This is a genomic window from Microcella daejeonensis (assembly GCF_026625045.1).
GTDB classification, from domain to species: Bacteria; Actinomycetota; Actinomycetes; order Actinomycetales; family Microbacteriaceae; genus Microcella; species Microcella daejeonensis.
The window spans coordinates 137,638-161,033 of record NZ_CP113089.1 but is presented as its reverse complement, the minus strand read 5'-3'; the positions used below and the strand labels follow the sequence as shown (position 1 = coordinate 161,033).

Annotated in this window: 26 protein-coding genes and 1 tRNA gene; 18 read left to right on the top strand and 9 right to left on the bottom strand. The window is 73.2% G+C overall.

What is annotated here, in order from left to right; translation table 11 throughout:
* Positions 1-15: 15 nt before the first annotated feature.
* Genes nadD through rsfS form a run of 3 tightly spaced genes read left to right on the top strand, consistent with a single transcriptional unit; the run spans position 16 to position 2,344 of the window.
* Positions 16-582: a nicotinate-nucleotide adenylyltransferase gene (gene nadD / locus OVN18_RS00855; RefSeq protein ID WP_267781382.1), complete on the top strand. Its 567-nt coding sequence runs from the start codon at positions 16-18 to the stop codon at positions 580-582.
* Positions 579-1,922 carry a hypothetical protein gene (locus OVN18_RS00850; RefSeq protein WP_267781381.1) on the top strand — a complete coding sequence of 448 codons (1,344 nt, stop codon included), beginning with the start codon at positions 579-581 and terminating at the stop codon, positions 1,920-1,922. The genes nadD and OVN18_RS00850 overlap by 4 nt, the downstream gene beginning before the upstream one ends.
* Before the next feature lie 32 nt (positions 1,923-1,954).
* Positions 1,955-2,344, top strand: a complete 390-nt coding sequence (gene rsfS, locus OVN18_RS00845) for a ribosome silencing factor (RefSeq protein ID WP_267781379.1) — start codon at positions 1,955-1,957, stop codon at positions 2,342-2,344.
* On the opposite strand, the gene OVN18_RS00840 is transcribed toward rsfS, so the two are convergent.
* Positions 2,307-2,882, bottom strand: a complete 576-nt coding sequence (locus tag OVN18_RS00840) for an antibiotic biosynthesis monooxygenase (protein WP_267781377.1) — start codon at positions 2,880-2,882, stop codon at positions 2,307-2,309. The genes rsfS and OVN18_RS00840 overlap by 38 nt on opposite strands.
* 74 nt (positions 2,883-2,956) lie before the next feature.
* Between OVN18_RS00840 and OVN18_RS00835 the strand changes: the two genes are divergently transcribed.
* The 5 genes from OVN18_RS00835 to OVN18_RS00815 all read left to right on the top strand — a co-directional run bounded on the left by OVN18_RS00835 (position 2,957) and on the right by OVN18_RS00815 (position 7,011).
* A complete protein-coding gene (locus OVN18_RS00835) occupies positions 2,957-3,334 on the top strand; it encodes a TFIIB-type zinc ribbon-containing protein (RefSeq protein WP_267737628.1) in 378 nt (125 codons plus the stop codon).
* Between the two features lie 111 nt (positions 3,335-3,445).
* Positions 3,446-3,521 (top strand) — tRNA-Ala (locus OVN18_RS00830).
* A 228-nt stretch (positions 3,522-3,749) separates the two neighbouring features.
* A complete protein-coding gene (locus OVN18_RS00825; RefSeq protein WP_267782839.1) occupies positions 3,750-5,108 on the top strand; it encodes a pyridoxal phosphate-dependent decarboxylase family protein in 1,359 nt (452 codons plus the stop codon).
* A gap of 67 nt (positions 5,109-5,175) precedes the next feature.
* Positions 5,176-5,847, top strand: coding sequence for a pyridoxamine 5'-phosphate oxidase (pdxH, locus tag OVN18_RS00820; RefSeq protein ID WP_267781375.1), 672 nt, complete (start codon positions 5,176-5,178; stop codon positions 5,845-5,847).
* A gap of 102 nt (positions 5,848-5,949) precedes the next feature.
* Positions 5,950-7,011, top strand: a complete 1,062-nt coding sequence (locus tag OVN18_RS00815; protein WP_267781373.1) for an LLM class flavin-dependent oxidoreductase — start codon at positions 5,950-5,952, stop codon at positions 7,009-7,011.
* A gap of 12 nt (positions 7,012-7,023) precedes the next feature.
* Here the strand turns inward: OVN18_RS00815 and OVN18_RS00810 are convergent, their stop codons facing one another.
* Both OVN18_RS00810 and OVN18_RS00805 read right to left on the bottom strand, forming a co-directional pair.
* Positions 7,024-8,214 carry a cation:proton antiporter gene (locus OVN18_RS00810; RefSeq protein WP_267781371.1) on the bottom strand — a complete coding sequence of 397 codons (1,191 nt, stop codon included), beginning with the start codon at positions 8,212-8,214 and terminating at the stop codon, positions 7,024-7,026.
* Between the two features lie 3 nt (positions 8,215-8,217).
* Positions 8,218-8,727, bottom strand: a complete 510-nt coding sequence (locus OVN18_RS00805; RefSeq protein ID WP_267781369.1) for a cation:proton antiporter regulatory subunit — start codon at positions 8,725-8,727, stop codon at positions 8,218-8,220.
* 36 nt (positions 8,728-8,763) lie between these two features.
* On the opposite strand from OVN18_RS00805, the gene OVN18_RS00800 reads away from it, so the two are divergent.
* A complete protein-coding gene (locus OVN18_RS00800; protein ID WP_267781367.1) occupies positions 8,764-10,176 on the top strand; it encodes an MFS transporter in 1,413 nt (470 codons plus the stop codon).
* Positions 10,177-10,576: 400 nt separating this feature from the next.
* Here OVN18_RS00800 and OVN18_RS00795 read toward each other — a convergent pair whose 3' ends face one another.
* Complete coding sequence (locus OVN18_RS00795) at positions 10,577-11,410, bottom strand: UbiA family prenyltransferase (RefSeq protein WP_267781365.1); 834 nt, start codon at positions 11,408-11,410, stop codon at positions 10,577-10,579.
* 81 nt (positions 11,411-11,491) lie between these two features.
* Between OVN18_RS00795 and OVN18_RS00790 the strand changes: the two genes are divergently transcribed.
* The 3 genes from OVN18_RS00790 to OVN18_RS00780 all read left to right on the top strand — a co-directional run bounded on the left by OVN18_RS00790 (position 11,492) and on the right by OVN18_RS00780 (position 13,798).
* A complete protein-coding gene (locus OVN18_RS00790) occupies positions 11,492-12,721 on the top strand; it encodes a phosphotransferase family protein (RefSeq protein ID WP_267737618.1) in 1,230 nt (409 codons plus the stop codon).
* 73 nt (positions 12,722-12,794) lie between these two features.
* The gene (locus OVN18_RS00785) at positions 12,795-13,256 is read left to right on the top strand and encodes a hypothetical protein (RefSeq protein ID WP_267781363.1); all 462 of its coding nucleotides are present in this window, start codon (positions 12,795-12,797) and stop codon (positions 13,254-13,256) included.
* A 131-nt stretch (positions 13,257-13,387) separates the two neighbouring features.
* Complete coding sequence (locus OVN18_RS00780) at positions 13,388-13,798, top strand: hypothetical protein (protein WP_267781361.1); 411 nt, start codon at positions 13,388-13,390, stop codon at positions 13,796-13,798.
* Positions 13,799-13,888: 90 nt separating this feature from the next.
* Here the strand turns inward: OVN18_RS00780 and OVN18_RS00775 are convergent, their stop codons facing one another.
* Genes OVN18_RS00775 through OVN18_RS00765 form a run of 3 tightly spaced genes read right to left on the bottom strand, consistent with a single transcriptional unit; the run spans position 13,889 to position 16,661 of the window.
* Positions 13,889-14,551, bottom strand: coding sequence for a response regulator transcription factor (locus OVN18_RS00775; protein ID WP_267737615.1), 663 nt, complete (start codon positions 14,549-14,551; stop codon positions 13,889-13,891).
* Entirely contained in the window at positions 14,552-16,132 is a 1,581-nt protein-coding gene (locus tag OVN18_RS00770; RefSeq protein ID WP_267781360.1) for a sensor histidine kinase, read from the bottom strand. It lies immediately after the preceding gene.
* 52 nt (positions 16,133-16,184) lie between these two features.
* A complete protein-coding gene (locus tag OVN18_RS00765; protein ID WP_267781359.1) occupies positions 16,185-16,661 on the bottom strand; it encodes a hypothetical protein in 477 nt (158 codons plus the stop codon).
* Positions 16,662-16,800: 139 nt separating this feature from the next.
* Here OVN18_RS00765 and OVN18_RS00760 point away from each other — a divergent pair, with 139 nt between their 5' ends.
* Complete coding sequence (locus OVN18_RS00760) at positions 16,801-17,142, top strand: hypothetical protein (protein ID WP_267781357.1); 342 nt, start codon at positions 16,801-16,803, stop codon at positions 17,140-17,142.
* A 19-nt stretch (positions 17,143-17,161) separates the two neighbouring features.
* On the opposite strand, the gene OVN18_RS00755 is transcribed toward OVN18_RS00760, so the two are convergent.
* Entirely contained in the window at positions 17,162-18,274 is a 1,113-nt protein-coding gene (locus OVN18_RS00755; RefSeq protein ID WP_267781355.1) for an App1 family protein, read from the bottom strand.
* A gap of 143 nt (positions 18,275-18,417) precedes the next feature.
* Between OVN18_RS00755 and OVN18_RS00750 the strand changes: the two genes are divergently transcribed.
* The 5 genes from OVN18_RS00750 to OVN18_RS00730 all read left to right on the top strand — a co-directional run bounded on the left by OVN18_RS00750 (position 18,418) and on the right by OVN18_RS00730 (position 22,572).
* Positions 18,418-19,053, top strand: coding sequence for a TetR/AcrR family transcriptional regulator (locus OVN18_RS00750; protein ID WP_267781354.1), 636 nt, complete (start codon positions 18,418-18,420; stop codon positions 19,051-19,053).
* Between the two features lie 287 nt (positions 19,054-19,340).
* Complete coding sequence (locus OVN18_RS00745) at positions 19,341-20,165, top strand: ABC transporter ATP-binding protein (RefSeq protein ID WP_267737606.1); 825 nt, start codon at positions 19,341-19,343, stop codon at positions 20,163-20,165.
* Positions 20,162-20,902: an ABC transporter permease gene (locus tag OVN18_RS00740; RefSeq protein WP_267781352.1), complete on the top strand. Its 741-nt coding sequence runs from the start codon at positions 20,162-20,164 to the stop codon at positions 20,900-20,902. The genes OVN18_RS00745 and OVN18_RS00740 overlap by 4 nt, the downstream gene beginning before the upstream one ends.
* Positions 20,899-21,642: an ABC transporter permease gene (locus tag OVN18_RS00735; protein ID WP_267781350.1), complete on the top strand. Its 744-nt coding sequence runs from the start codon at positions 20,899-20,901 to the stop codon at positions 21,640-21,642. The genes OVN18_RS00740 and OVN18_RS00735 overlap by 4 nt, the downstream gene beginning before the upstream one ends.
* An 18-nt stretch (positions 21,643-21,660) precedes the next feature.
* Entirely contained in the window at positions 21,661-22,572 is a 912-nt protein-coding gene (locus OVN18_RS00730) for an ABC transporter substrate-binding protein (RefSeq protein WP_267737602.1), read from the top strand.
* A 70-nt stretch (positions 22,573-22,642) separates the two neighbouring features.
* Here the strand turns inward: OVN18_RS00730 and OVN18_RS00725 are convergent, their stop codons facing one another.
* Positions 22,643-23,314, bottom strand: coding sequence for a DedA family protein (locus tag OVN18_RS00725; protein WP_267737601.1), 672 nt, complete (start codon positions 23,312-23,314; stop codon positions 22,643-22,645).
* Positions 23,315-23,396 lie beyond the last annotated feature (82 nt).

Genomic DNA, 23,396 nt, shown 5'->3' with positions numbered 1-23,396 from the left:
GCGCGGATCGGCATCATGGGCGGCACCTTCGACCCGGTGCATCACGGCCACCTCGTCGCGGCGAGCGAGGTCGCCGACCACTTCGACCTCGACGAGGTCGTCTTCGTCCCGACCGGCACCCCGTACCTCAAGCCCGACGCCACGGCCAGTGAGCACCGCTACCTCATGACCGTGATCGCCACGGCCTCGAACCCGCGCTTCTCGGTGAGCCGGGTCGACATCGACCGGGGCGGGCCCACCTACACGATCGACACCCTCCGCGAGATGCGGGCGCAGCATCCCGATGCCGACCTGTTCTTCATCTCGGGAGCCGACGCCATCGCCCAGATCCTCGACTGGAAGGACGCCGCCGAGCTCGGCGGGCTCGCCCAGTTCGTCGCGGTCAGTCGCCCCGGCCACCCGCGAGCCGTCGGCGTCCTGCCGGAGGGCGACGTAAGCTGGGTCGAGATCCCCGCCCTCGCGATCTCGTCCACCGACTGCCGCGAACGGGTCGAACGCGGTTCGCCCGTGTGGTACCTCGTTCCCGACGGCGTCGTCCAGTACATCGCCAAGCACCGTCTGTACCGGAGAACCTCAGCATGAGCACCTCGCAGCAACCGCCGATGAGCCGTCGCGAGGCGCGCCTCGCCGCGCAGCAGGCGGCCGCCTCGAGCCTCGAGAGCCTGATCGAACCGGGCTCCGACGACCGCCCGGCCGACGGCGTCGGCCCGGAGCACGGGGGTTCGGGCCGGCTCGACGCCGCATCCGTCGGCTCCGCGCCCGTCGGCTCGGCTCCTCTCGGCTCGGCGTCCGCCGCCTCCGCGCCCGCCCCCTCGACCCCCGCCCCGCCCAGCGCGCCCGCGCCGGCCGAGGGCCGCTTCCGCGCCCGCGACTTCCGGCCGCCGGCCGAGCGCGAGCGCCCGGTGACGAGCCCGCCGAGCTTCGCCGCCGTGCAGCCCGACGACGCCCCGCTCGAGTACCGCACCGCCGCGCGCTCGCCCTCCGCCGTCTCCGCCTCGGCGGCGTCCGCCCCCGCGTTCTCCGCCCCCGCGTTCTCCGCACCGGCCCCGTCCGCACCGGAACCCGCCGTGTGGATGCCCGTCCTCCCGACCGCGCCCGCCGCCACCGCGCCCGTCTCCGCGGCGCAGCCGTCGCGCGAGGAGCCCGTGCGCGAGCAGCCGTCGCGCGAGGAGCCCGGGCAGCACGAGCCGCTTCAGCACGACGAGGGTCGCGACGCGGCGGTCCCGGCCGCCGAGCCCGCCGTGGACGAGCGCACGATGAGCCGCCGCGAGCTGCGCGCCCGCCGTGCCGCCGCCGAGCCCGCGGTCGACGAGGAGCCCGCCGGCGCCGAGGCTCCGGACGCCGACGCGCACGCCGCCCCCGCGCCGAACCCGGTCGTGGCCCCGCCGCTCTCCCTCGTCGAGCCGCCCGCGGTCCTCCCCGGGGAGTCCGCGCAGCCGCAGCCCTCCACCGCGACGGGCTCCCACTGGTCGGTCGGCGCGCAGGCGGCCGACGACGACCCCTTCGAGAACACGTTCAGCCGTCAGGTCGGCTCCGCCGCCGCATCGACCAACGTGCTCGTGCTGCCCGAGATGCCGATGGCGGGCCTCACCGGTCCGGTGCCGGGCACGGGCGAGATCATCATCACCGGCATGATCGACGTGCCGAAGAGCATCTCCTCGACCGGCTCGATGTCGGCCGTGCACGAGAGCCCCGACATCGACGACCTCTTCGAGGCCGGCGAGCGCGAGGTGCCCAGCACCGAGTCCACGCCCGTGAGCGCGATCAACGCCGTGAGCGGTCACACCGCCACGCGCGCCGTCATGGGCGGCCGCAAGCCCCGCGGCAACACCGTCACGACCGCACTCGTGGCATCGACCGTCGTCATGGCCGTCGCCGCCGTCACCATCTTCGTCGTCGCCGCCGCGAACGGCCTGTTCTGAGCGCTCGAGCGCTCCCCATCCATAAGGAATCCGTGACCGCCACACCCCGCGCCATCGAACTCGTGCAGGCCGCCGCCCAGGCCGCCGACTCCAAGCAGGGCGAGGACATCGTCGCCCTCGACGTGTCGGGCCCGCTGCCCCTCACCGACGCCTTCGTGCTCGTGACGGGGCGCAACGAGCGCAACGTGCAGGCGATCGCGGGCGAGGTCGAGGAGCGGATGCTCGAGGCCGGAGCGCGCACCCTGCGTCGGGAGGGCCGGGCCGAGGGCCGGTGGATCCTGCTGGACTTCGGCGATGTCGTCGTGCACGTCTTCCACGAGGAGGAGCGGCTGTTCTACTCCCTCGAGCGTCTGTGGAAGGACTGCCCCGTCATCCCGATCGAGCTCACCGCGCCTGCAGACCCCGCGACAGACCGCGCGTGAGCCAGGGGCGCAGCGCCCGGGTGATCCAGGGCAGCGCCAGATAGGTCATGACGGGCGTCACGGCGACGACCGTGACGAGTACCCGCAGGGCGAGCGGCCACTCGCCGATGAGCGGGGTGAGCGCGGCGTTCGCCCCGAGGCTCAGCGGGTAGAACACGAGGAAGATCGCGATCATCTGCTTCCACCGCGGCGGCGTCGGGGGAGCGGTCACCACCTCGACCGTCGAGGGCTCGTCGAACCACCCCTCGATGCCGGTGCGCGATTCCTCGCGGGCCTTCTCGGCGAGCCCCGAGACGGCGCCGATCCACCAGGCGCGCTCGCTCGAGGCCTGCCACAGCGCGAGGCTCTCGGCATCGACGAAGCGGAACAGCATGTGCCACTCCTCCGACGCCGGGTCGGGGCGCACCCACCCCGAACCGAGGTAGCCGGGACTCTGGCTCATGAGCTCCTCGCCGGCGCGCGCCCAGGCGGCGAACTCCCGTGCGCGCTCGGGCGGCACGGTGCGGGTGATCGAGACGGTGACGGGTGACGGCTGCACGCCTCCATCCTCTCCCGCCCGCGCATCCGGCCCGTGCACAGGCGGCGTTTAGCCCCGCGGGGGATGCTCGAAACATGAAGTGCCCCACCGACGACACGACGCTCGTCATGAGCGACCGCAACGGCATCGAGATCGACTATTGCCCCCAGTGCCGCGGGGTGTGGCTCGACCGCGGTGAGCTCGACAAGATCATCGACCGCGCGGGCGCGGTCGCCCCGCCCGCGGCCGCGCCGGCGGCGCCCCGGGTCGATCTGCCGCAGAACGTCCCGCCGCAGCAGCCGGGCGGATTCCCGCCGCCGGGCTACGCGCAGCCCGGCTACCCGCAGCGATGGGGATCCAACTCGCCGGGCTCTGCACCGCGGTACGGCAGGGGATACGGCCAGCAGGGTTACGGCCAGCAGGGCTACCCCCAGAACCGCCGCAAGAACTGGCTCAGCGAGCTCTTCGACTGAGCGGGCATCCCCTCAACGCCCGTCGGCGACGCGACGCACCGCTCGAATTGGAGCGGGCCGCACCGATGTACTACGCTGAGGGAGTTGTCAGCGGAGGAATCCGCCGGCCACGGGCCTGTGGCGCAGCTGGTAGCGCACCTGCATGGCATGCAGGGGGTCAGGGGTTCGAATCCCCTCAGGTCCACCACGATGCGATGCGAGCCCCGGTTCCGACCGGGGTTTCGTCGTATCCGGCGCCCGCTGTCCCGATCCGCGGGGCGGCGCGCCGCGGCGGAGGCCGAGTCGGCCCCGCCCCGTCCGAGAGGACAGCGCCGTGACCCGCTCCGAGCCGCTCCCCGTCCCGTCCGACACCGCCCGCGCCGCGGTCCGCGCCCCCGGCGGGCGGTCCGCGCACGCCCCCGTCGACGTCACGCGCATGCACGCCGTGACCCCCGAGACGACCGCGCTCGTCGACATGGTGCTCGACTACGCGCACCGGCGCATCCTCGGCGAGCAGAGCCCGCTCGACAAGCCCATGACGCCGTCCGAGCTGCGACGACTGGCCTCGGGCAGCATCAGCGAGACCGGCATCGGCGGCCGCCGCGCGCTCGCGCTGTTCGAGAACGTGCTCGCACCGGCCTGCATCACCACCGACCACCCGCGCTACCTCTCGTTCATCCCCTCGGCGCCGACTAAGGCCGCGACCGCCTTCGACCTCATCGTCTCGGCGACGGCCGTCTACGGCGGATCGTGGATGGAGGGCTCGGGCGCGGTCTTCGCCGAGAACGAGGTGCTCGACTGGCTCGGCCGCGAGTTCGGACTGCCCGAGGGATCGGGCGGCGTCTTCGTGCAGGGCGGCACCATCGGCAACCTCTCCGCCCTCGTCGCGGCGCGCGACCACCGCGCCCGCGCGCTCGCCGCCGCGGGCCGCCCGCGCCCGGCCCGCTGGATCATCGTCGGCAGCGCCGAGGCGCACTCCTCCATCGCGGCCGCCGCCCGGGTGATGGATGTCGACGTCGTCGCGGTGCCCGTCGGCGACAGCGGCATGCTCACGGGCGAGCAGGTGCGCCCCGTGCTCGAGCAGCACGGCGAGGCCGTCATCGCGGTCGTCGCCACGGGCGGTTCGACCAACTTCGGCATCGTCGACGACATCGCCTCGATCGCCGCGCTGAAGTCGGCGCACGACTTCTGGCTGCACGTCGACGGCGCCTACGGTCTCGCGGCAGCCCTCGATCCCGCGTCCCGGCACCGGTTCGCCGGCGTGGAGGCCGCCGACTCGCTCATCGTCGACCCGCACAAGTGGCTCTTCACCCCCTTCGACGCCTGCGCCCTGCTCTACCGAGACCCCGAGATCGGCCGGCTCGCCCACACGCAGCACGCGGAGTACCTCGACGCGCTCACCGGGGCGAGCGACTGGAACCCCAGCGACTTCTCGGTGCAGCTCACGCGCCGCGCGCGCGGCCTGCCGCTGTGGTTCTCGCTCGCGACCTTCGGCGCCGAGGCCTACCGCGCCGCCATCGGCGCCTCCATCGACCTCGCCCACGCGATCGCCGCCGACATCGCCGAGCGACCGTACCTGCGGCTCGTGCGCGATCCGCAGCTCTCGGTCGTGGTGTTCGAGCGCGAGGGCTGGGAGCCGGTGGACTACGCCGCGTGGTCGGCCGGGCTGCTCGAGGAGCAGCGGGCCTTCGTCGTTCCGAGCTCGCACGCCGGGCGCACGAACGCCCGCTTCGCGATCGTGAACCCGCTCACGACGCTCGACGACCTGACGGGCATCCTCGATTCGATGGCCTGATCGGCGGCGAGGGGATGCGGAGCCGGGTCTCGGCGGGTTCGCGGCACCGCCCGCCTACGCTGTGGCCATGAGCCACGACGCCGTTCCCGACCCGCTCGACTCCGCGCTGCGCACGCACACCGACTACGGATCGGAGGCCCTGGAGGAATCCGACGCCGCGGCCGACCCGCTCGAGCAGTTCCTCGCCTGGATGACGGAGGCCGCCGAGCGCAAGGTCTACGAGCCCAACGCGATGGTGCTCGGCACGATCGATCCCGACGGCGCCCCCTCCATCCGCACGGTGCTGCTGCGCGGGGCGGATGCCCGGGGCTTCGCCTTCTACACCGACTACACCTCCCGCAAGGGCCGCGCCCTGCTCGCGCATCCCACCGTCTCGGCGGTGATCCCGTGGTACTCGCTGCACCGTCAGGTGATCATCGCGGGCGAGGCCCGGCCGGTGGAGCAGGAGGACTCCGACGCCTACTTCTCCGCGCGTCCGCGCGGTGCGCAGATCGCCGCCTGGTCGAGCGACCAGTCGCAGCCGATCGCCTCGCGCGACGCGCTCGAGCAGAAGGTGCGCGACACCGAGGAGCGCTTCGCCGAGGAGGAGACGGTGCCGCGCCCCGAGCGATGGGGCGGTTTCCGGATCGTGCCGCACCGCATCGAGTTCTGGCAGGGGCGCACCTCGCGACTGCACGACCGGCTCGTCTACACGCGTGCCGAGGGCGGCGAGTGGCAGCGGGAGCGCATCCAGCCGTAGCGGGGCGGAGCCATTCGGGGGAGCGGGAATACCAGCGGGCATCCCACGGTTCGGTAGTTTGATACGTTTGCATATAAAGCACGCGAGAGGACGGATGCCCCCATGACCGAGATCGTGAACCCTTCCGAGCTGCAGTTCGGGCTCAACACCTTCGGCGACGTCAGCCACGACGCCGAGGGCCGCCCCGTGAGCTACCCGCAGGTGATCCGCGACGTCGTCGAGGAGGGCGTTCTCGCCGACCGCGTCGGCATCGACGCCTTCGCCATCGGCGAGCACCACCGGGACGACTACTCCGTCTCGGCCCCCGACGTCATCCTCTCGGCGATCGCGGCGCGTACCGAGCGCATCACCGTCTCCTCCGCCGTCACCGTGCTGAGCTCCGACGACCCGATCCGCGTGTTCCAGCGCTTCGCCACGATCGACGCCATCTCGAACGGCCGTGCCGAGATCATCGTCGGGCGCGGCTCGTTCACCGAGTCGTTCCCGCTCTTCGGCCTCGAGCTCTCCGACTACCAGGTGCTCTTCGAGGAGAAGCTCAACCTGCTCGCCGAGGTGCTCAAGGAGGGCCCGGTGACGTGGGCCGGCAGCATCCGCCCGCCGCTCGACGGCGTCGAGATCTACCCCAAGACCGACAACGGCATCCGCACCTGGGTCGGCGTCGGCGGCAGCCCCGAGTCGGTCGTGCGCACGGCGCGCTACGGCATGCCCATGATGCTCGCGATCATCGGCGGCGACCCCGCCCGCTTCGCCCCCTACGTCGACCTCTTCGGCCGCGCGCTCGACCAGCTCGAGATGCCGCGCCAGCCGGTGGGCGTGCACTCGCCCGGCTTCATCGCCGACACCGACGAGCAGGCGCGCCAGGAGTTCTGGCCGAAGTACGAGCAGGCCTTCTCGCGCATCGGCCGCGAGCGCGGCTGGGGCCCCACCACTCACGCGCACTACCTCGAGGAGATCGAGCACGGCTCGCTCTACGTGGGCTCGCCCGAGACGGTCGCGCGCAAGATCGCGACCACGGTCACGACCCTGGGGCTGCAGCGCTTCGACCTCAAGTACGCCACCGGCCCGACCCCGCACGCCGACCTCATGCACGCGATCGAGCTGTACGGCGAGCGCGTGATCCCGATGGTGCGCGAGCTCGTCGCGGAGGCGGTGCCCGCCCGCTAGGTCGCGGACGCCCTAGACCGCGGGCGCGGTCGGGGAGGGCGGGGAGAGCGCCGTCCGCGCGCGGAACCACGCCGTGTCGGGCAGCCGCGCCAGCAGGGAGCCGCCCACGATGGTCAGCAGCACGTAGGCCGTCGCGAGCGGCGCGAGCTGCGGCTCGACGCCGGCGGCCACCGCGAGGGTCGCGATGACGATCGAGAACTCGCCCCGCGGCGTGAGCGTCAGCCCGGTGCGCCACCGGCCGGGCACCCCGATGCCGGCCTCGCGGGCGGCCAGCCATCCCGTCGCCGTCTTCGTCGCCATCGTCACGGCGGCGAGGACGGCCGCGGGGATCAGCACGGGCACGATGTCGGCCGGGTCGGTCGCGATGCCGAAGAAGACGAAGAAGACCGCCGCGAAGAGATCGCGCAGCGGCGTCAGCACGCGCTCGGCCGAGTGCGCGACCTGGCCCGAGAGGGCGATACCGACGAGGAAGGCTCCGACCGCGGCCGAGACGTTCACCTGCTGCGCCAGACCGGCGACGAGCATCGTGAGCCCGAGCACCCCGAGCACGAGCGACTCGCCGTGGTGCGGCGAGAACAGCGCCGAGACGAGGCGCCCGTGCCGCAGCGCGAGGAAGAGGATGAGCGAGGCGACCACCACCGCGATGACGAGAGCGGTCGCCCCCGCGAGCAGTCCCGCCCCGATCACGAGCGCCGAGAGCACGGGCAGGTAGAACGCCATCGCGAGGTCCTCGATCACGAGGATCGACAGGATCGTCGGCGTCTCGCGGTTGCCGAGGCGGCCGAGGTCGCGGATGATCTTCGCCACGACGCCGGAGGACGAGACCCACGTCACCCCCGCGAGGGCGACGGCCGCGACCGGCCCCCAGCCGAGGATGAGCGCCATCGCGGCGCCGGGCAGGGCGTTGAGCAGGGCATCCATCACGCCCGCCCGCCGCGACCGCTTCAGGCTCGCGACGAGCTCGACGGCCGTGTACTCGAGGCCGAGCATGAGCAGCAGCAGGATGACGCCGATCTCGCTGCCGATGGCGAAGAACTCCTCGCCCTCCTGCATCGGCACGACGCCGCCCTCGCCGAGGGCGAGACCGATGAGCAGGTAGAGCGGGATGGGCGAGACGCCGATGCGGTCGGCGAGCCGCGACAGCAGGCCGAGGGCCAGCAGGAGCGCGCCGACCTCGATGAGGAGCAGCGTCGACTCGTGCACCGATCAGCCCGGCAGCGAGCCGTCGGCGAGCAGCCGCGCGAGGATCTCGAGCGACGGGCGCTCGCCGACCACGACGAGCGTGTCGCCGGCTTCGAGACCGACCGCGGGCGTCGGCGAGGGGATGACCGCGTCGTCGCGCACGATGGCGACGATCGAGGTGCCGGTGAGGGTGCGGGCGCGGGTGTCGCCGAGCGTGCCGCCGACGAAGGGCGAGGAGGCGGGCAGCACGAGCTGCTCGGTGAAGAGTCCGGCGGCCTGCTCGCGGATACCCGCCAGGCGGCCGAGCATGACGGATGCCCCCAGGACGTCGGCGAGGGCGACGGCCTCGTCCTCCGACAGCCGGATCGAGTCGCGGCAGGCGTCGGGATCGCTCTCTTCGTAGAGCGCGAGCTGCCGCTCGCCGGAGCGGTGCGAGACCACCCCGATGCGCCGACCCTGCTCGGTGACGACGTCGTGCCGGGTGCCGATGCCCGGCAGGTCGACCTTCTCGATGCGCACGCCCACGGCGCTCACGGTAGCAGTCGGTCGCCGGGGTGGTTGACTCGACGCATGAGCGCCAGCAGCGGTACCGGGCCGTCGTCGACCGTGCTCGATCGCCGGGTGCTCGCGGTCGCGATCCTGGCGGCCTTCGTCGCCTTCCTCGACGGCACGGTCATCACGGTCGCCCTGCCGTCGATCAGCGCCGAGCTCGGCGGCGGGCTGCCCGTGCAGCAGTGGGTGGTCGACGCCTACCTCATCACGCTCGGCGCCCTCATCCTGCTGGCCGGATCGCTCTCCGACCTCTGGGGCCGGCTGCTCGTCCTGCGGGTCGGGCTCGTGGGCTTCGCCGTCACCTCCCTGCTGTGCGGGCTGGCCCCGACGGCCGAGTTCCTCATCGTGGGCCGGGCGCTGCAGGGGGTGGCGGGGGCGCTGCTCGTGCCGAGCTCGCTCGCGCTCATCACGGCCGCGCACCGCGGTCGCGCCCAGGCGACGGCGATCGGCGTCTGGACGGCGTGGACCTCGGCGGCCTTCATCGCGGGCCCCGTCATCGGGGGGCTGCTCACCGATCTCGCGAGCTGGCGGTGGGTGTTCGTGATCAACGTGCTGCCCATCGCGGTCACGCTCGTGCTCATGCGGCGGCTGCAAGCCGATGGCGCGCGCGGCGCGACGCCCGTCGACTGGTGGGGAGCGGCGCTCGGTGCGCTCGGCCTCGGCGGCATCGTCTTCGCGCTCATCGAGCAGGCGAACTTCGGCTGGAGCAGCCCGGTCGTGATCGGCCCTCTGCTGCTGGGCGCCGTGAGCCTCGCCGGCTTCATCGTGCGCGAGCGCCGCACGGCGCATCCGATGATGCCGCTCGGACTGTTCCGCGCCCGCAACTTCGCGGTCGGCAATGCGGCGACCGTCGCCGTCTACGCCGCTCTCTCGCTCGGTACCTTCGTCGTGCCGATCTACCTGCAGCAGGGCGCGGGGCTGAGTGCGACGCTGGCGGGGCTCGTGCTGCTGCCGGTGACGGTGCTCAACATCGCGCTCTCCTCGTGGTTCGGCTCGCTCGCGGGCCGCTTCGGCAGCCGGTGGTTCATGGCGGCGGGGCCGATCATCGCGGCGGTCGGCTTCCTGCTGCTGCTGGCGGTCGACGAGCCCTTCGACTTCGTCGGTCAGGCGCTCGCGGGCGTCGTGGTTCTCGGCTTCGGCCTGACGATGACGGTCGCCCCGCTGACCGCGGCGATCCTCGGGGCGGTCGACGAGCGCCGCTCGGGCATCGCCTCGGCGATCAACAACGCGGTCTCCCGGGTCGCCGGGCTCGTCGCCATCGCCCTGCTCGGCGCCCTCATCGGCACGCGCATCGAAGGTGCCTGGCTCGACCGCGGGCTGCTGCTCACCGCGGGCCTGCTCGTGGTCGGCGGGGTCATCTCGGCTGTCGGCATCACCGATCGGGATGCCCGGCGCGAGCCCCATCCCGCTGCGGAGTCGGCCCCGCAGTAGTCGCCCCGCCGTCGTCCCCGCCCGCCCGGGTTCGGGAGCCCGCCCGCGCGGGTCCGTGCGCGCCCGCTCGCGCCGCTCGCGCCCGCTCGCGCCCGCTCGCGCCGCGGCGCGGCGGCCGTGGCGGTGACGGTGACGGAGAGTCCGGGTCTCTCCTTGCGGCTCCTTCCACTCCGCAGGATCTCCATGAGCATGAGTCGATCACTTCCTGCGGAATGGAAGGAGTGCGGGAGGGGAGCCGCGAGCGCGCCCTCGGCCACCACGCAGCGGCACGGGCGCGCCGGGCAGGAGGCGGGGCAGCGAGCGATGCGGGGCACCGAGCGATGCGGGGCAGCGAACGATGCGGGGCAGCGAACGATGCGGCGATGCGGGGCGATGCCCGCGCGGTCACGGTCGCGGGCTCTCAGAACCCCGCGCCCGCTCCCAGCAGGCTCACGACGGCTGCGAGAGCCGCCCCCATGATGATGCGGAACAGCGCGCGCGACGCCGGCGCGCGCGCCAGCACGACGATGCCCGCGACGAGCATCCCGCCGCCCGCGACGGCCCCGACGATGCTGAGCGCGCCGAGGGCCGCCCCGTCGAGAAGGGGGCCGACGACCCCGAGCGCCGCGGCGACGGCGAGCGCGACGAGAGCGACCGCGCCGGAGGGGCGCGCCCCCATCCGGTGGGGCAGCGACCGGATGCCGTGCCGCGCATCGTCGTCGAGGTCGGGCAGCACGTTGGCGAAGTGGGCGGCCGTGCCGAGCAGGGCGCCCATGACGATCGCCCACGCCGCGGGCGCTCGCGCCGGATCATCCGCGAGCGTCACGATCGCGGGCAGCATCCCGAACCCGACGGCGTAGCAGGCGGTCGCGGCGAGCGTGCGCTTCAGGCCGGCGTTGTAGAGCCAGCCGCTCGCGAGGAACACGGCGTGAGCGGCGGCCGCGGCGAGCCCCAGGGCGGCGGAGAGCCCGAGGGCGAGCACCGCGGCGGCGACGGCGAGGCCCGCGATGAGCCGCAGCGGGGCGTCACCGCGCGCGACGGGCTTGTCGCGGCGCCCCGCATCGCGGTCGCGCTCGGCGTCGAGCCAGTCGTTCGACCAGCCGATCGAGAGCTGCTGCGCGAGGATCATCGCGGTCACGATGACGACCCGCTCGCCGGGCAGTCCCGCCGCGACCGCGAGCGCGAGGGTCACGGCGACGACGACGATCGTGGGCCCGGCGTGCGCGGCGGCGACGATCGCGAGCAAGCGGGGCACAGCGCCATCGTAGGCGAGCGCGTTCGCCCCGATCGGCGCGGGATTTCGTCGGACGGGCCGCGGGCATCCATGATGAGAGGGATGAACGCTCATGCCCGGGTGCTGCACCATGATGTGCTCGCCGCCGTCGCGACCTCGCTGGGGGCGACCCTCGTCGACGCGCACGCCCTGCAGATCGAGCCGACCGGCCAGGGCTTCACCCACGGGTACCGCGTCTCGCTGCGGGACGACGCGGGCGGGCTCGCCGACCACACGGTCTTCGTCGAGACCTCGCCGCCCGAGAGCGGGCGCGCGGGGGTGCTGACCCTCACGCAGCCGCAGACGGGCGAGCGCGTCGACGTCTGGGTTTACCCCGCCGACCCCGCGCTCCCGGCGCTGCGCACGGCCGTCTACGCCGAGGCGGCATCGATCGTGCTCGGCCGCCTCGGGCTGCCGGTCGAGGATCTGCGGGTGAGCCTCGCCGCGTACCGCCCCGGCAAGCGCGCCGTCGTGCGGGTCGACACCTCCCGCACGGCCTACTTCCTCAAGGTCGTGCGCCCGCCCGCGGCCGAGCCGCTGCAGGCGAAGCACACGCAGTGGCGCACCGAGGGCGTTCCCGTACCGGCGGTGCTCGGCTGGAGCGAGGAGGGCCTCGTCGCCCTCGAGGCGCTCGGCGGCGTCGAGCTCATCAGCGTGCTCGACCGCATCCCCGATCCGGATGCCCTGCTCGACGAGATCGTGCGCCTCATCCAGCGCATCGCCCTCGTCCCCTCCACGGCTCCCGCCCGCGCCTCGCTGGTGCGGCGGCTCGACTGGTACGAGGAGCGGCTCACCGAGCAGCTGCCCGCCTACGACGGCCTCATCGAGTCGACCTCCCGTGCGATCGCGCGTCGATTCCGCGCGGGCGGCGCCCCGCCGCCGAGCCGCACCGTGCACGGCGATCTGCATCTCGCCCAGCTGCTCGTCGACCCCGCCGCCCCCACCGCAATCACGGGCGTGCTCGACATCGACACCTCGGGCTGGGGCGATCCCGCCGACGACGCCGCCGCCCTCTACGCGCATCTCGTCGCCACGGTGGTGCACGACGGCGGCAGCCGGGCGACCGTGCGGGCCGGCCGGGCCTCCGTGCTCGCGGACGGCTGGCGCCGCCGCTGGTTCGGCTGGCCCGAAGCGGGCTTCGCCGACCGCGCCCACGCGATCGCCGCGACGCAGCTGCTGGGCCACGCCCTCGCCCGCTCCGCCGCGGGCTCCGACGACGCCGCCGTGCTCATCGAGCGGGCCCACCGCGTCGCGGCGGCGGATGAGAAGCCCCTCACCTCCGCCTCCTGGTGATCTCATCCCGCCCCTCGAGTCTTGATGACATCGAGGGGGCGATCGGCCCCCTCCTCACCACCTGGAGGACCCCATGGAGAAGAAGAGCTGGCTCGCCATCGGCGCCGCATCGGCGCTGAGCCTCGGAACCCTCGCCGCCGGCGCCGTGAGCGTCGCCAACGCGATGCCGATCGTGAGCGGCGGCGTCGACGTTCCCGGGCTGACCGTCGACGACCGCGTCTCGGACGACCGCGCCGACGTCACCTTCGACGTGACGAGCGACAGCATCGTCACCCCGTCGCCCGCGACCCCCGCCTCGACGCAGAGCCCGATCAGCCCGGTCTCGGTGCAGAGCCCCGTGTCGGTGCAGACGCCGGCGTCGCCGGTCAGCGTCGCCTCGGTCGCCTCCGCGCCCGCGCCCGCCGCCCCCGCCCCGGCGCCCGCCCCCGCTCCGCCCGCCCCGGCGCCCGCGCCGGCCCCCGCCGCGGACTCCCCGGCGAGCCCCGCCTCGGTCGTCTCGGCCGCGAGCGTCGCGAGCGTCGGCTCGTCCGACTGATCGCGCTCGGCGCCCACGCGCCGATCCGCACGACAGGGGGCGGGGATGAGAGGACTCTCATCCCCGCCCCCTGTCGTGCACCCGCCCCCCTGCGGAAGAATGGAGGGCACCCGACCCGAGAGGAGCAGCACGTGGCATCGAAGAACTGGATCGCCGCCGGCACCGCCTCCGTTCTCGGCATCGGCGTCATAGCCGGCGGGGCCATCGGCGTCGCCTCCGCCATGCCGCTCGTCGACTCGTCCTCCGCGGCCTCCGTGCCCCCGCTCACCTCGACCTCGTCCGGCGACGACCTCAAGCAGGTCGGCGGCGGTGACGTGAGCTTCGAGGTGGTCCCCTCGACGCCCGCGCCGACGCCCACGACCTCGCCGGCGCCGAGCGCGAGCGGGGCTCCGGCGGCACCCGCTCCGGCACCCGCTCCGGCCCCCGCACCCCAGCCGGTCGCCCCGGCACCGGCTCCGGCGCCCGCGCCGCCCGCGACGGAGGTCGACACCCCTCCGAGCGTCGACGACGACGGGGACGACGACGCGGGCGACGACGACTGAGCCGCTCCGCCGAGCGCGAGCGCAGCATCCCGCAATCAGCGCGATGAGCGCACGGGCAGTGGGCGTTCAGGCGATCCCTGAGGCTCGCCCTCAGACGAGCCGGTAGCCCATGCCGCGCACCGTCTCGATGCGGTCGGCGCCGATCTTGCCGCGCAGGTAGCGCACGTACACGTCGACGACGTTCGACCCGGGGTCGAAGTCGAAGCCCCAGACGCGGCTCAGCAGCTGCTCGCGCGAGAGAACCTGGTCGGGATGCCGCAGGAACTGCTCGGCGAGTGCGAACTCGCGCGCCGAGAGGTCGACGGTGGTCGTGCCGACCGTCGCCCGACGGCTGCGCAGGTCGAGCGAGAGATCGCCGTGCTGCAGCGCCGTCTCGGCCGTGGCGAGCTGACCCGACTCGCGCAGGCGCAGGCGGATGCGCGCGAGCAGCTCGTCGAACTTGAACGGCTTCGGCAGGTAGTCGTTGGCGCCGCCGTCGAGCCCGGTCACCGTGTCCTCGACGCTCGAGCGCGCCGTGAGCATGATGACGGGCGTCGTGTCGCCCGCGGCGCGGATGCGGCGCAGCACCTCGAAGCCGTCGATGCCGGGCAGCCCCACGTCGAGCAGCACGAGGTCGAAGGAGCCCGTCGCGAGGTAGTCGACGGCGGCCGTGCCGCTGCCGACGACGGTGGGGGAGTACCCGGCCGAGGCGAGGCCCTTCTCGACGAAGGTCGCGATGCGCGCCTCGTCCTCGACGATCAGGATGCTCGACATTCAGTTCTCCTCGGTGCCCGAGCGGCGCGCGGGCGGGGTGGTCAGCAGCGCGCCGGTCGACGCGGGCAGCTCGACGGCGGGCGGGGGCAGCGGCGCTTCGCTCGGCACCGGGATCACGATGCCGAACCGCGATCCGGCGCTGGAGCTCGACAGGCTCACGTAGCCGTCGTGGGCGCGCGCGATCGCGGCGACGATCGGCAGGCCGAGCCCCGAGCCCTGCACCCCGCGCCCCGTGTCGATGCGGCCGAAGCGCTCGAAGATGCGCGACTGCGCCTCCGGCGGGATCCCCGGGCCCTCATCGGCGACCCACAGCTCGATCGCGCCCTGGTAGGCGCTCGAGCCGATGCGGATCGTGGAGCCCTCGGGGGAGTACTTCGCGGCGTTGTCGGCGAGCTGCAGCCAGGCCTGCGTGATGCGGCTGGGGGAGAGCGGGGCGACGGCGGCGACGCTTCGCTCGAGCCGCCACTCGTGACCGGGGATGGCCTGGGCCTTGGCGAAGACGCTCTGGGTGAGGTCGGCGACGTCGACGGGCTCGGTGAGCACCTGCCCGCGCTCGGCCTGAGCGAGGGCGTCGATGTCGGTGACGAGCTCGCTCATGCGGTCGAGCTCCTCGATCGCGATGTCGCGCGCGGCCCGCACCTCGGTGGGCCTCCTCGGATCGAGCAGCTCGAGGTGCCCGCGCACGATCGTGATGGGCGTCTTGAGCTCGTGGCGCACGTCGTCGAGCAGCTGCCGCTGCGCGGTGAGGGTGCCATCGAGGCGGGCGAGCATGTCGTTGACGGTCTCGGTGAGCGCCGCGAGGTCGTCCTTGCCGGTGATGGGGATGCGCTGGCTCACGTCCGAGCCGGTGATCTGCTCGGCGGCCTCGCGCAGCCGCCGCAGCGGCGCGAGCAGGCGCCCGGCGAGCAGCCAGCCGACCCCGGCGATCACGACGACGGTGATCGCGGCGATCCAGGCGAAGGTGACGAAGGCCTCGCCGACCTCGTCGACCTCGCGCTGCACGTCGACGGCGGCAACGAAGACGCCCTCGTCGGTGCCGCCCTCGACCGTGAGCGGTGCCGCCACGTAGCGGATGGCGCCGACGTCCTCGATCTCGGGGGTCAGCGCCGTGCCCAGGATGACCTCGCCGCCGCGGGTCTCCTCCCACACGCGGTCGACGAACCCGACATCCTCCTGCAGGGCGAAGACCACCTCGACGGACGGCAGCCACGCCGTCGAGCCGTCGACGAGCCCGAGAGTGCTCTCGTAGCGTCCGGGGATGATGCGCCCGATGACGGCCCCGAGGGCCTCCCGTGCGCTGGTCCACGTCGGCGCCGACTCGGGCTCCGCCGGGGCGGCGGGATCGGCGGCCGGGGGCTCCTCCGTCGAGGTCGCGGTGGCGCCCGGTCCCTCGACCACGACGGTGCGCGCTGCGGCCACGACGGCGAGGAGCTCCTCGTCGATGGCGGCGATGTCGGCGTCGCGCTGCACGAAGTAGGAACTGACGCCCGCGACGATCATGCCGACCGTCGTGATGATGAGGATGACGGCGAGGATGCGGGAGCGCACTGACCACTGGGGGAGGGGGACGACGCGCGACATGGCTTCATTATCGCCAGTCGCCGTCCGCGGATCGGCCCGGATGAGAGGACTCTCACCGCCGCCGCGATAGGCCCCCGCGCGCGGCGGATGCGGCGCTCGCCGCCCAGGTGCGGGCGAGCTCGCGCAGGTCGGCGACCTCGGCGATCTCGACGGCGGTGCCCGCGGGGTGCTCGCGCGTGACTCCCGTGACGAGCAGGAACCGCGCGACCGCGGCGGTGCGCATGCCCGCGGCGGCCCGCGCCGGCAGCAGCAGGGGCACGACCGCGCGGCCGTCGTCGAGCATCCCGTTCGCCTGCCAGTCGCCCGGGGCCGGGGCCCGCTCGCCCGCGACGACGACCGTGCGGCCCGGGCCGACGAGCCCGAGCTCGTCGAGCGGCACGGCCTCGGCCGCGCTCAGCACCGCGGCGTACCCCTCGAGCGCGTCGCCCGCCCGCGGCCGTGGCGCGGAGGGCGGCGCGGGGATGTCGCGGGCGTCGGCGAAGAGCAGGGGATGCTCCGGCCCGGCCGTGCGCGTGAGGCGTCGCGCCATCCCGCCTCCCGCCCTCGCCGTTCGAAACTGTGTTCGATCGTACGCGATGGGCGCGCCGGCGCGAGCGTCGCGGCGCAGCGATCGACGGCCGATCCGTCTGTCCGCGGATAGTCTCGAGGCGACAGGTGAGGAGCTCTCGATGAGCAGACGGGTGGAAGTCGGGTCGTGGATCGCGCTGACCGGCGCCGGCGTCGGCTGGGCGGTGCTCGGGGCTGCGTTCGCCGTGATCTGGGGGCCGGTCTACGTCGATGGCGGCGAGGCCCGCCTCGCCCTGTACCCGCTCGTGCTGCCGGCGATCCCGATCGTCGGCGCGCTGGGCCTGACCGCGATCGCCGCGGGCATCATCGCGCTGAGCGCCGATCGCGACCGCCGTCGAGCGCACCCGGCCGCGGTCAGCGGACTGGTCGCCGGCGCCGTTCTGGTGCCGACGGCGTTCCCGGTGCTGTGGTTCGGCAACCTCCCGCTCCTGCTGCTGCGCTAGCGCGGAGGCCGGGCCGCCGTCAGTCGCGCGCGGGCCCGCTCAGCACGCCGACGCGCACGAGCTCCGCCGCGAGGCCCGCTCCGTCGGGCGCCTTCACCCAGGGTGCTCCCGCGACGGTCGCGCCCTCGGCGTCGCGCGTGCGCCCTCCGGCCAGCACGGCCTCGCTCGGCGAGAGCTGGCGGATCGCGACGGCGGCGACGTTCTGCGGGTGCGCCTCGGCGAAGGCGCGGTACAGCTCGGGGTCGTGCTGGCCGTCGTCGCCGACGAGCACCCACCGCATGTCGGGGAACTCCCGCGCGAGCCGCTCGAGGCTCGCCTTCTTGTGATCCTGCCCGCTGCGGAACAGCCGCTCGCGCGTCGGGCCCCAGTCGGTCAGCAGCAGGGTGCCCCCGGGGTAGAGGTGCCGGTCGAGGAACCGGTCGAGCGTCGGGGCCACGTTCCATGCTCCGGTGGAGAGGTAGACGATGGGGCCGTTGGGATGCTCCCGCACGAGCCGCTCGTACAGCACCGACATGCCCGGCACGGGCTGCCGCGCGTGCTCGTTGAGCACGAAGGTGTTCCACGCCGCGATGAAGGGCCGGGGGAGCGCCGTGACCATGACCGTGTCGTCGATGTCGCTCAGCAGCCCGATGCGGGCATCCGGGTCGATGATCGTCACCTGCGCCTCGACGGCCTCGCCGCCGTCGGGGCGGATGGTGATGGTGTGCCGCCCGGGCGGCAGGTCGACGGCGATGTCGGCGTCGACGACGCCGCCGCGGTCGGCGCGCAGCTCGTGCTCGACGCCGCCCGCCGTCACCGTGACGCGGGCCTCGGCGACGGGGATGCTCGTGAAGCTGCGCCAGCCCCGCACGGCCTTGCCCGGGTTGCGCAGATCGCGGCCTGCGCGGATGAGCAGCACCCGGCAGAGCACCCGCGCCCAGCCCTCGCCGCCGTAGCCGCTGTAGGGCAGCACGACGGGCACGAGGCCCCGCTTGCGACCCCGACGCTCCCGCCAGCTGTGGAAGGAGTCCTCGGCCTCCGCCGCCCGCCGGATCCACGAGGATTCGGGGCGCGCGGCGGGCTCGGGCGCCGTGACGGAGTCGGGACCGATCGGTCGGGGCGCGTCGTGCGCGGGCTCAGGCGCAGCGTGCATGATGATCAGTCTGTCACGTTGCGAAAACCCCACGGGGTATTCGGAATGCGAACTTCCGGGGGAAGATCTCGCACCACAAACGCGCTGAAGACTCAGGTCCGCGCTAGCATCGCCCCATCGGCCGCCAGAAAGGTACCCACCCCGTGACCACGATCGAATTGAGCACCACGCTCCTCGCTGCGGCAGCACCCATCCGCAACGAACCCGTCCAGGCGCGCAGCACCGCGCGCCTCGCCGCCCTCCTCGACTCCGCCGCGGCGGTCATCGACGAGATCGGCTACGAGCGTCTGACCACCGCCATGGTGGCCGACCGCGCCGGCGCCTCCATCGGCACCGTCTACCGCTACTTCCCCGATCGCATCGCCGTGCTGCAGAGCCTCGCGGCCCGCAACTGCGAGCGGCTCCTCGCCGCGCTCTCGACCGAGCTCGCCGACGAGAAGCACGCCACCGCGACGGATGCCCTCCTCGGCGTCGTCGACGCCACGGCCGAGCTGTTCCGCACCGAGCCGGGCTACAAGTCCCTGCGCACGGGCGACGTGCTCGACCTCCTGCCCGCGAGCTCGGAGGCCACGGCCAACGCCGTCGTCGCCACCGCCGTCGCCGCCGGCCTGACGCAGCGCTTCGGCACGCCCGAGTCGGCGACCACCGTGATCGGCACGGCCATCGCCGTGATCGACGCCCTGGTCTCCCGCGCCTTCGCCCGCGACCTCGCGGGCGACGCGGCTCTGCTCGACGAGGCGCGCCGCGTCGTGCGGCTCGTCGTCGCCGAGGCGCTCTGACCTCTCCGCTCCGAACGCCGATACTCCCGCTCCGCGCCACCCGACGCGGTGCTCCGACGGCCCCCCGCCCCACCGGCAGGGGGCCGTCGTCGTGAGCGCATGCGCCGGGCATCCCGCCCCGAAGCCCTGGATATGTGCCCAGAATCAGGGCTCGATCGGCCTGCTCGTGCGCACGGCCCTGCTTGACTGGGAGCGTGCTGGGCGCGCGCTCGGTGCAGACGCGGGCACGCGCCGCCTCATGAGGGCGGCGAGGACATCGGCCCCCGCACGGGAGTGAGAGCGCAGACATGATCGAGTTCCGCCACATCAGGAAGACCTTCGACGACGGCACCACCGCCGTGGAGGACTTCAATCTGGTCATCCCCTCCCATCAGACGACGGTGCTCGTCGGGTCCTCCGGCTGCGGCAAGACGACGCTGCTGCGCATGATCAACCGCATGGTCGACGCCTCGAGCGGCGACCTGGAGATCGACGGCGAGAACGTCTCGCGCATCGAGGCCGTCAAGCTGCGCCGTCGCATCGGCTACGTCATGCAGAACTCCGGGCTGCTGCCGCACCGCACGGTCATCGACAACATCGCCACGGTGCCGCGCCTCAACGGCGTGCCGAAGAAGGACGCCCACGCCCGCGCGCTCGAGCTGATGGACACGGTCGGCCTCGACCGCTCCATGGCGCAGCGCTACCCCTCGCAGCTCTCGGGCGGCCAGCAGCAGCGCGTCGGCGTGGCCCGCGGCCTCGCCGTCGACCCGAACATCCTCCTCATGGACGAGCCCTTCGGCGCCGTCGACCCGATCGTGCGCGCCGAGCTGCAGCAGGAGCTGCTGCGCCTGCAGCGCGAGCTCGGTAAGACCGTCGTCTTCGTCACGCACGACATCGACGAGGCCTTCCTGCTCGGCGACCAGGTCGTCATCCTCGAGAAGGGCGCGCGCATCGCGCAGCAGGGCGCCCCCGAGCAGATCCTCGCCAACCCCGCCAGCGACTTCGTCGCGAGCTTCGTCGGGGCCGAGCGCGGCAAGCGCGCACTCATGGTGCGCGAGGTCGACGGAGCCCGCGTGCTCGTCGACGCCGACGGCACCGTCGCCGGACGGCTGGTCGAGGAGCGCACCGCGTGAGCTGGCTCGTGGCCAACTGGCCGCTCATCGTCGAGCTGACGGTCGAGCATCTGAGGCTGAGCCTGCTGCCGATCGTCCTCGGCTTCGTGCTCGCCATCCCGCTCGGCTGGCTGGCGCACCGCTACCGGCTCACCCGAGGGCTCGTTCTCACGGTCGTCGGGCTGCTCTACACGATCCCCTCGCTCGCGCTCTTCGTCATCCTCCCGCCTCTGCTGGGGCTGCCGTTCCTCAGCATCGCCAACGTGCTCATCGCCCTCACCATCTACGCGGTCGCCCTCATGGCGCGGTCGACGGCGGATGCTCTCGACAGCGTCGATCCCGACATCCGTCAGGCGGCCACCGCCATGGGGTACTCCAGCTGGCGCCGGTTCTGGACGGTCGACTTCCCGCTCGCGGGCCCCGTGCTGCTCGCCGGGCTCCGGGTGGTCGCCGTGAGCACGATCAGCCTGCTCACCGTGGGCGTCGTGGTCGGCGCGGACAGCCTCGGCTACCTCTTCACGAACGGGTTCCAGCGGGGCATCCTCGCCTCGGTGCTCACGGGCGTGGTCGTCGTGGTGGTCATCGCGCTCGTCGTCGACCGCCTGCTGGCGATGCTCGGCGCCGGCCTCATGCCCTGGACCAGGAAGAGCGCCGGACCTCGTCGGCGTGACCCGCGCGAGAACGAGCAGCAGATCGAGAAGGGTGCGACGGCCTTCGGCCGCGGCGTGCAGCAGGCGTCGATGGGGATGAACCCGTGAACCTCTTCCTCGAGGCCTTCGCCTGGCTGACCGACCCGGCGAACTACCAGGGCACCGGCTCCATCCCGCTGCGCATCGGCGAGCACCTGTACTACACGGTCATCGCCGTGGCGGCGGCGTCCCTCGTGGCGATCCCGCTCGGGTGGCTCATCGGTCACACGGGGCGCGGCCGCGAGATCGCGGTCGGGCTCTCGGGAGCGGCGCGCGCCCTGCCCTCCTTCGGGCTGCTGTTCCTCTTCGTCATGATCGCGGGGGTGCAGCCCTCCGTCCGCGCCGCCTCGGCGATCCTCGTGCTCATGCTCCTCGCGATCCCGCCCATCCTCGCCGGCGCCTACGCGGGCCTCGAGGCGATCGACCGGCGCACCGTCGACGCCGCGCGCGCGATGGGCATGACCGAGTGGCAGATCCTCTGGAAGGTCGAGGTTCCGCTGGGGCTGCCCCTGCTGTTCGGGGGCTTGCGCAGCGGCGTGCTGCAGGTCGTCGCGACCGCGGTGCTCGCCGCCTTCGTCAACCTCGGCGGGCTCGGCTACGACATCGTGCAGGGCATCGCCACCCGTCAGTACGATCAAATGCTCGGCAGCGCCCTCCTCATCATCGCCCTGGCCCTGCTGCTCGACGCGGTCTTCGCGCTGCTCGAGCGCAACGCCGTCCCGCGCGGCGTGCGCGCCGGCCGGGTCGCAGACGTCCGCACCGCCTCACCTCGGCGCCGTGCGGCGGCGGAGTCCTCCGCCACCACCTGAGACAGAAAAGAGAGTTCGATGTTCACAGCAAGGAACAAGGGCCGGTTCGCGCTCGTCGCGACCGCGGTCGGGGCGTCATTGGCCCTGGCAGGGTGCGCATCCGGGGATCCGCTGGACCCGGGCACGGAATCCGAGGGCGGCGGCGACACGATCGTCGTCGGCTCGCAGGCGTACTACTCCAACGAGATCATCGCCTCGATCTACGCGCAGGCGCTCGAGAACGCCGGCTTCGAGGTCGAGGAGAACTTCAACATCGGGCAGCGCGACGCCTACATCCCCGCCATCGAGGCGGGCGAGGTCGACCTGTTCCCCGAGTACACCGGCAACCTGCTGCAGTACTACGTGCCCGACACGGCGGCGACCGCCTCCGACGAGGTCTACGCCGAGCTGCAGGGCGCCCTGCCCGAGGGCCTGCAGGTGCTCGACCAGAGCCCTGCGACCGACCAGGACAGCTACAACGTGACGGCCGAGTTCGCCGAGGCCAACGGCCTCGAGTCGATCGCCGACCTCGCGGGCGTGCCCGAGCTCATCCTCGGCGGCAACCCCGAGCTCGAGGAGCGCCCCTACGGCCCCGCCGGTCTTCTCGAGACCTACGACGTCGAGGTCTCCTTCCAGGCCACCGGCGAGACCACGGTCGAGTCGCTGCTCGAGGGCGTCGTCAACATCGCCAACGTCTACAGCGCCGACCCGCGCATCGGCGAGAACGGCCTCGTGACCCTGAGCGACCCCGAGGGCCTCTTCCTGGCCTCGAACGTCGTGCCGGTCGCCTCGAGCGACCTGCCGCAGGAGGCGATCGACCTCATCAACGAGATCAGCGCCGCCCTGACCCCCGAGGGCCTCGTCGCCCTCAACGTGAGCAGCACCGTCGACCAGGAGTCCGCCTCCGTGATCGCCGAGCGCTGGCTGACCGAGAACGGCTTCCTCGAGTAGATCGAGCGGCTGGATCGAGGGGGCGGGGTGCGCGGAGCATCCCGCCCCCTTCGTCATCCCCGCTCGGCGCTCAGTCGTCGAGCGTGCGGGCGTCGCCGTCGCCGGGGTGGTCGGCGTGCCGGGCGGCGTAGCGCTCGAGGGCCTTCTTGACGATCCAGACGACGACGAGGAAGGCGACGATGATGCCGACGAAGATGTACGCCGCGTAGCTCAGCTGGTCGCTCAGCTCGCGGTAGGTGCCCGCGGCGGCCGAGCCCACCGAGACGTAGGCGAAGGCCCACAGCGTCGAGGCGGGCGCGAGCCAGAGGATGAAGGTGCGGTAGCTCAGCGTGCTCATGCCGACCGTGAGCGGCGTGATCGAGTGCAGCACCGGCAGGAACCGCGAGATGAACACCGCGATGCCCCCGCGGCGGTCGAGGAAGTTCTCCGCCCGCTGCCAGTTCTTCTCGCCGATCAGGCGGCCGGCCCGCGAGCGCCGCAGCCAGGGGCCGAAGGTGCGGCCGATCCAGAAGCCGATCGAGCCGCCGATGAGGGCGCCGGCGATGCAGGTGAGGGCGAGGGCGAAGTACTCGACGGGGGAGTCGACCGCGGTCGAGGCGACCAGAACGACGCTGTCGCCCGGCACGACGAGGCCGATGAGCACGCTCGTCTCGAGCATGATGAACAGCCCGGCGATGACGGTGCGCAGCACCGGGTCGACGTCCTGCACCCAGCCGAGCAGCCCGTCGAGGAATTCGTTCACGCGCGCGAGCCTAGCGAGCGGTGACGAGCGAGGGCTGGGCGCGCGAGCCGCGAGGATTCGGGACTTTCGACCCATGGTGCCG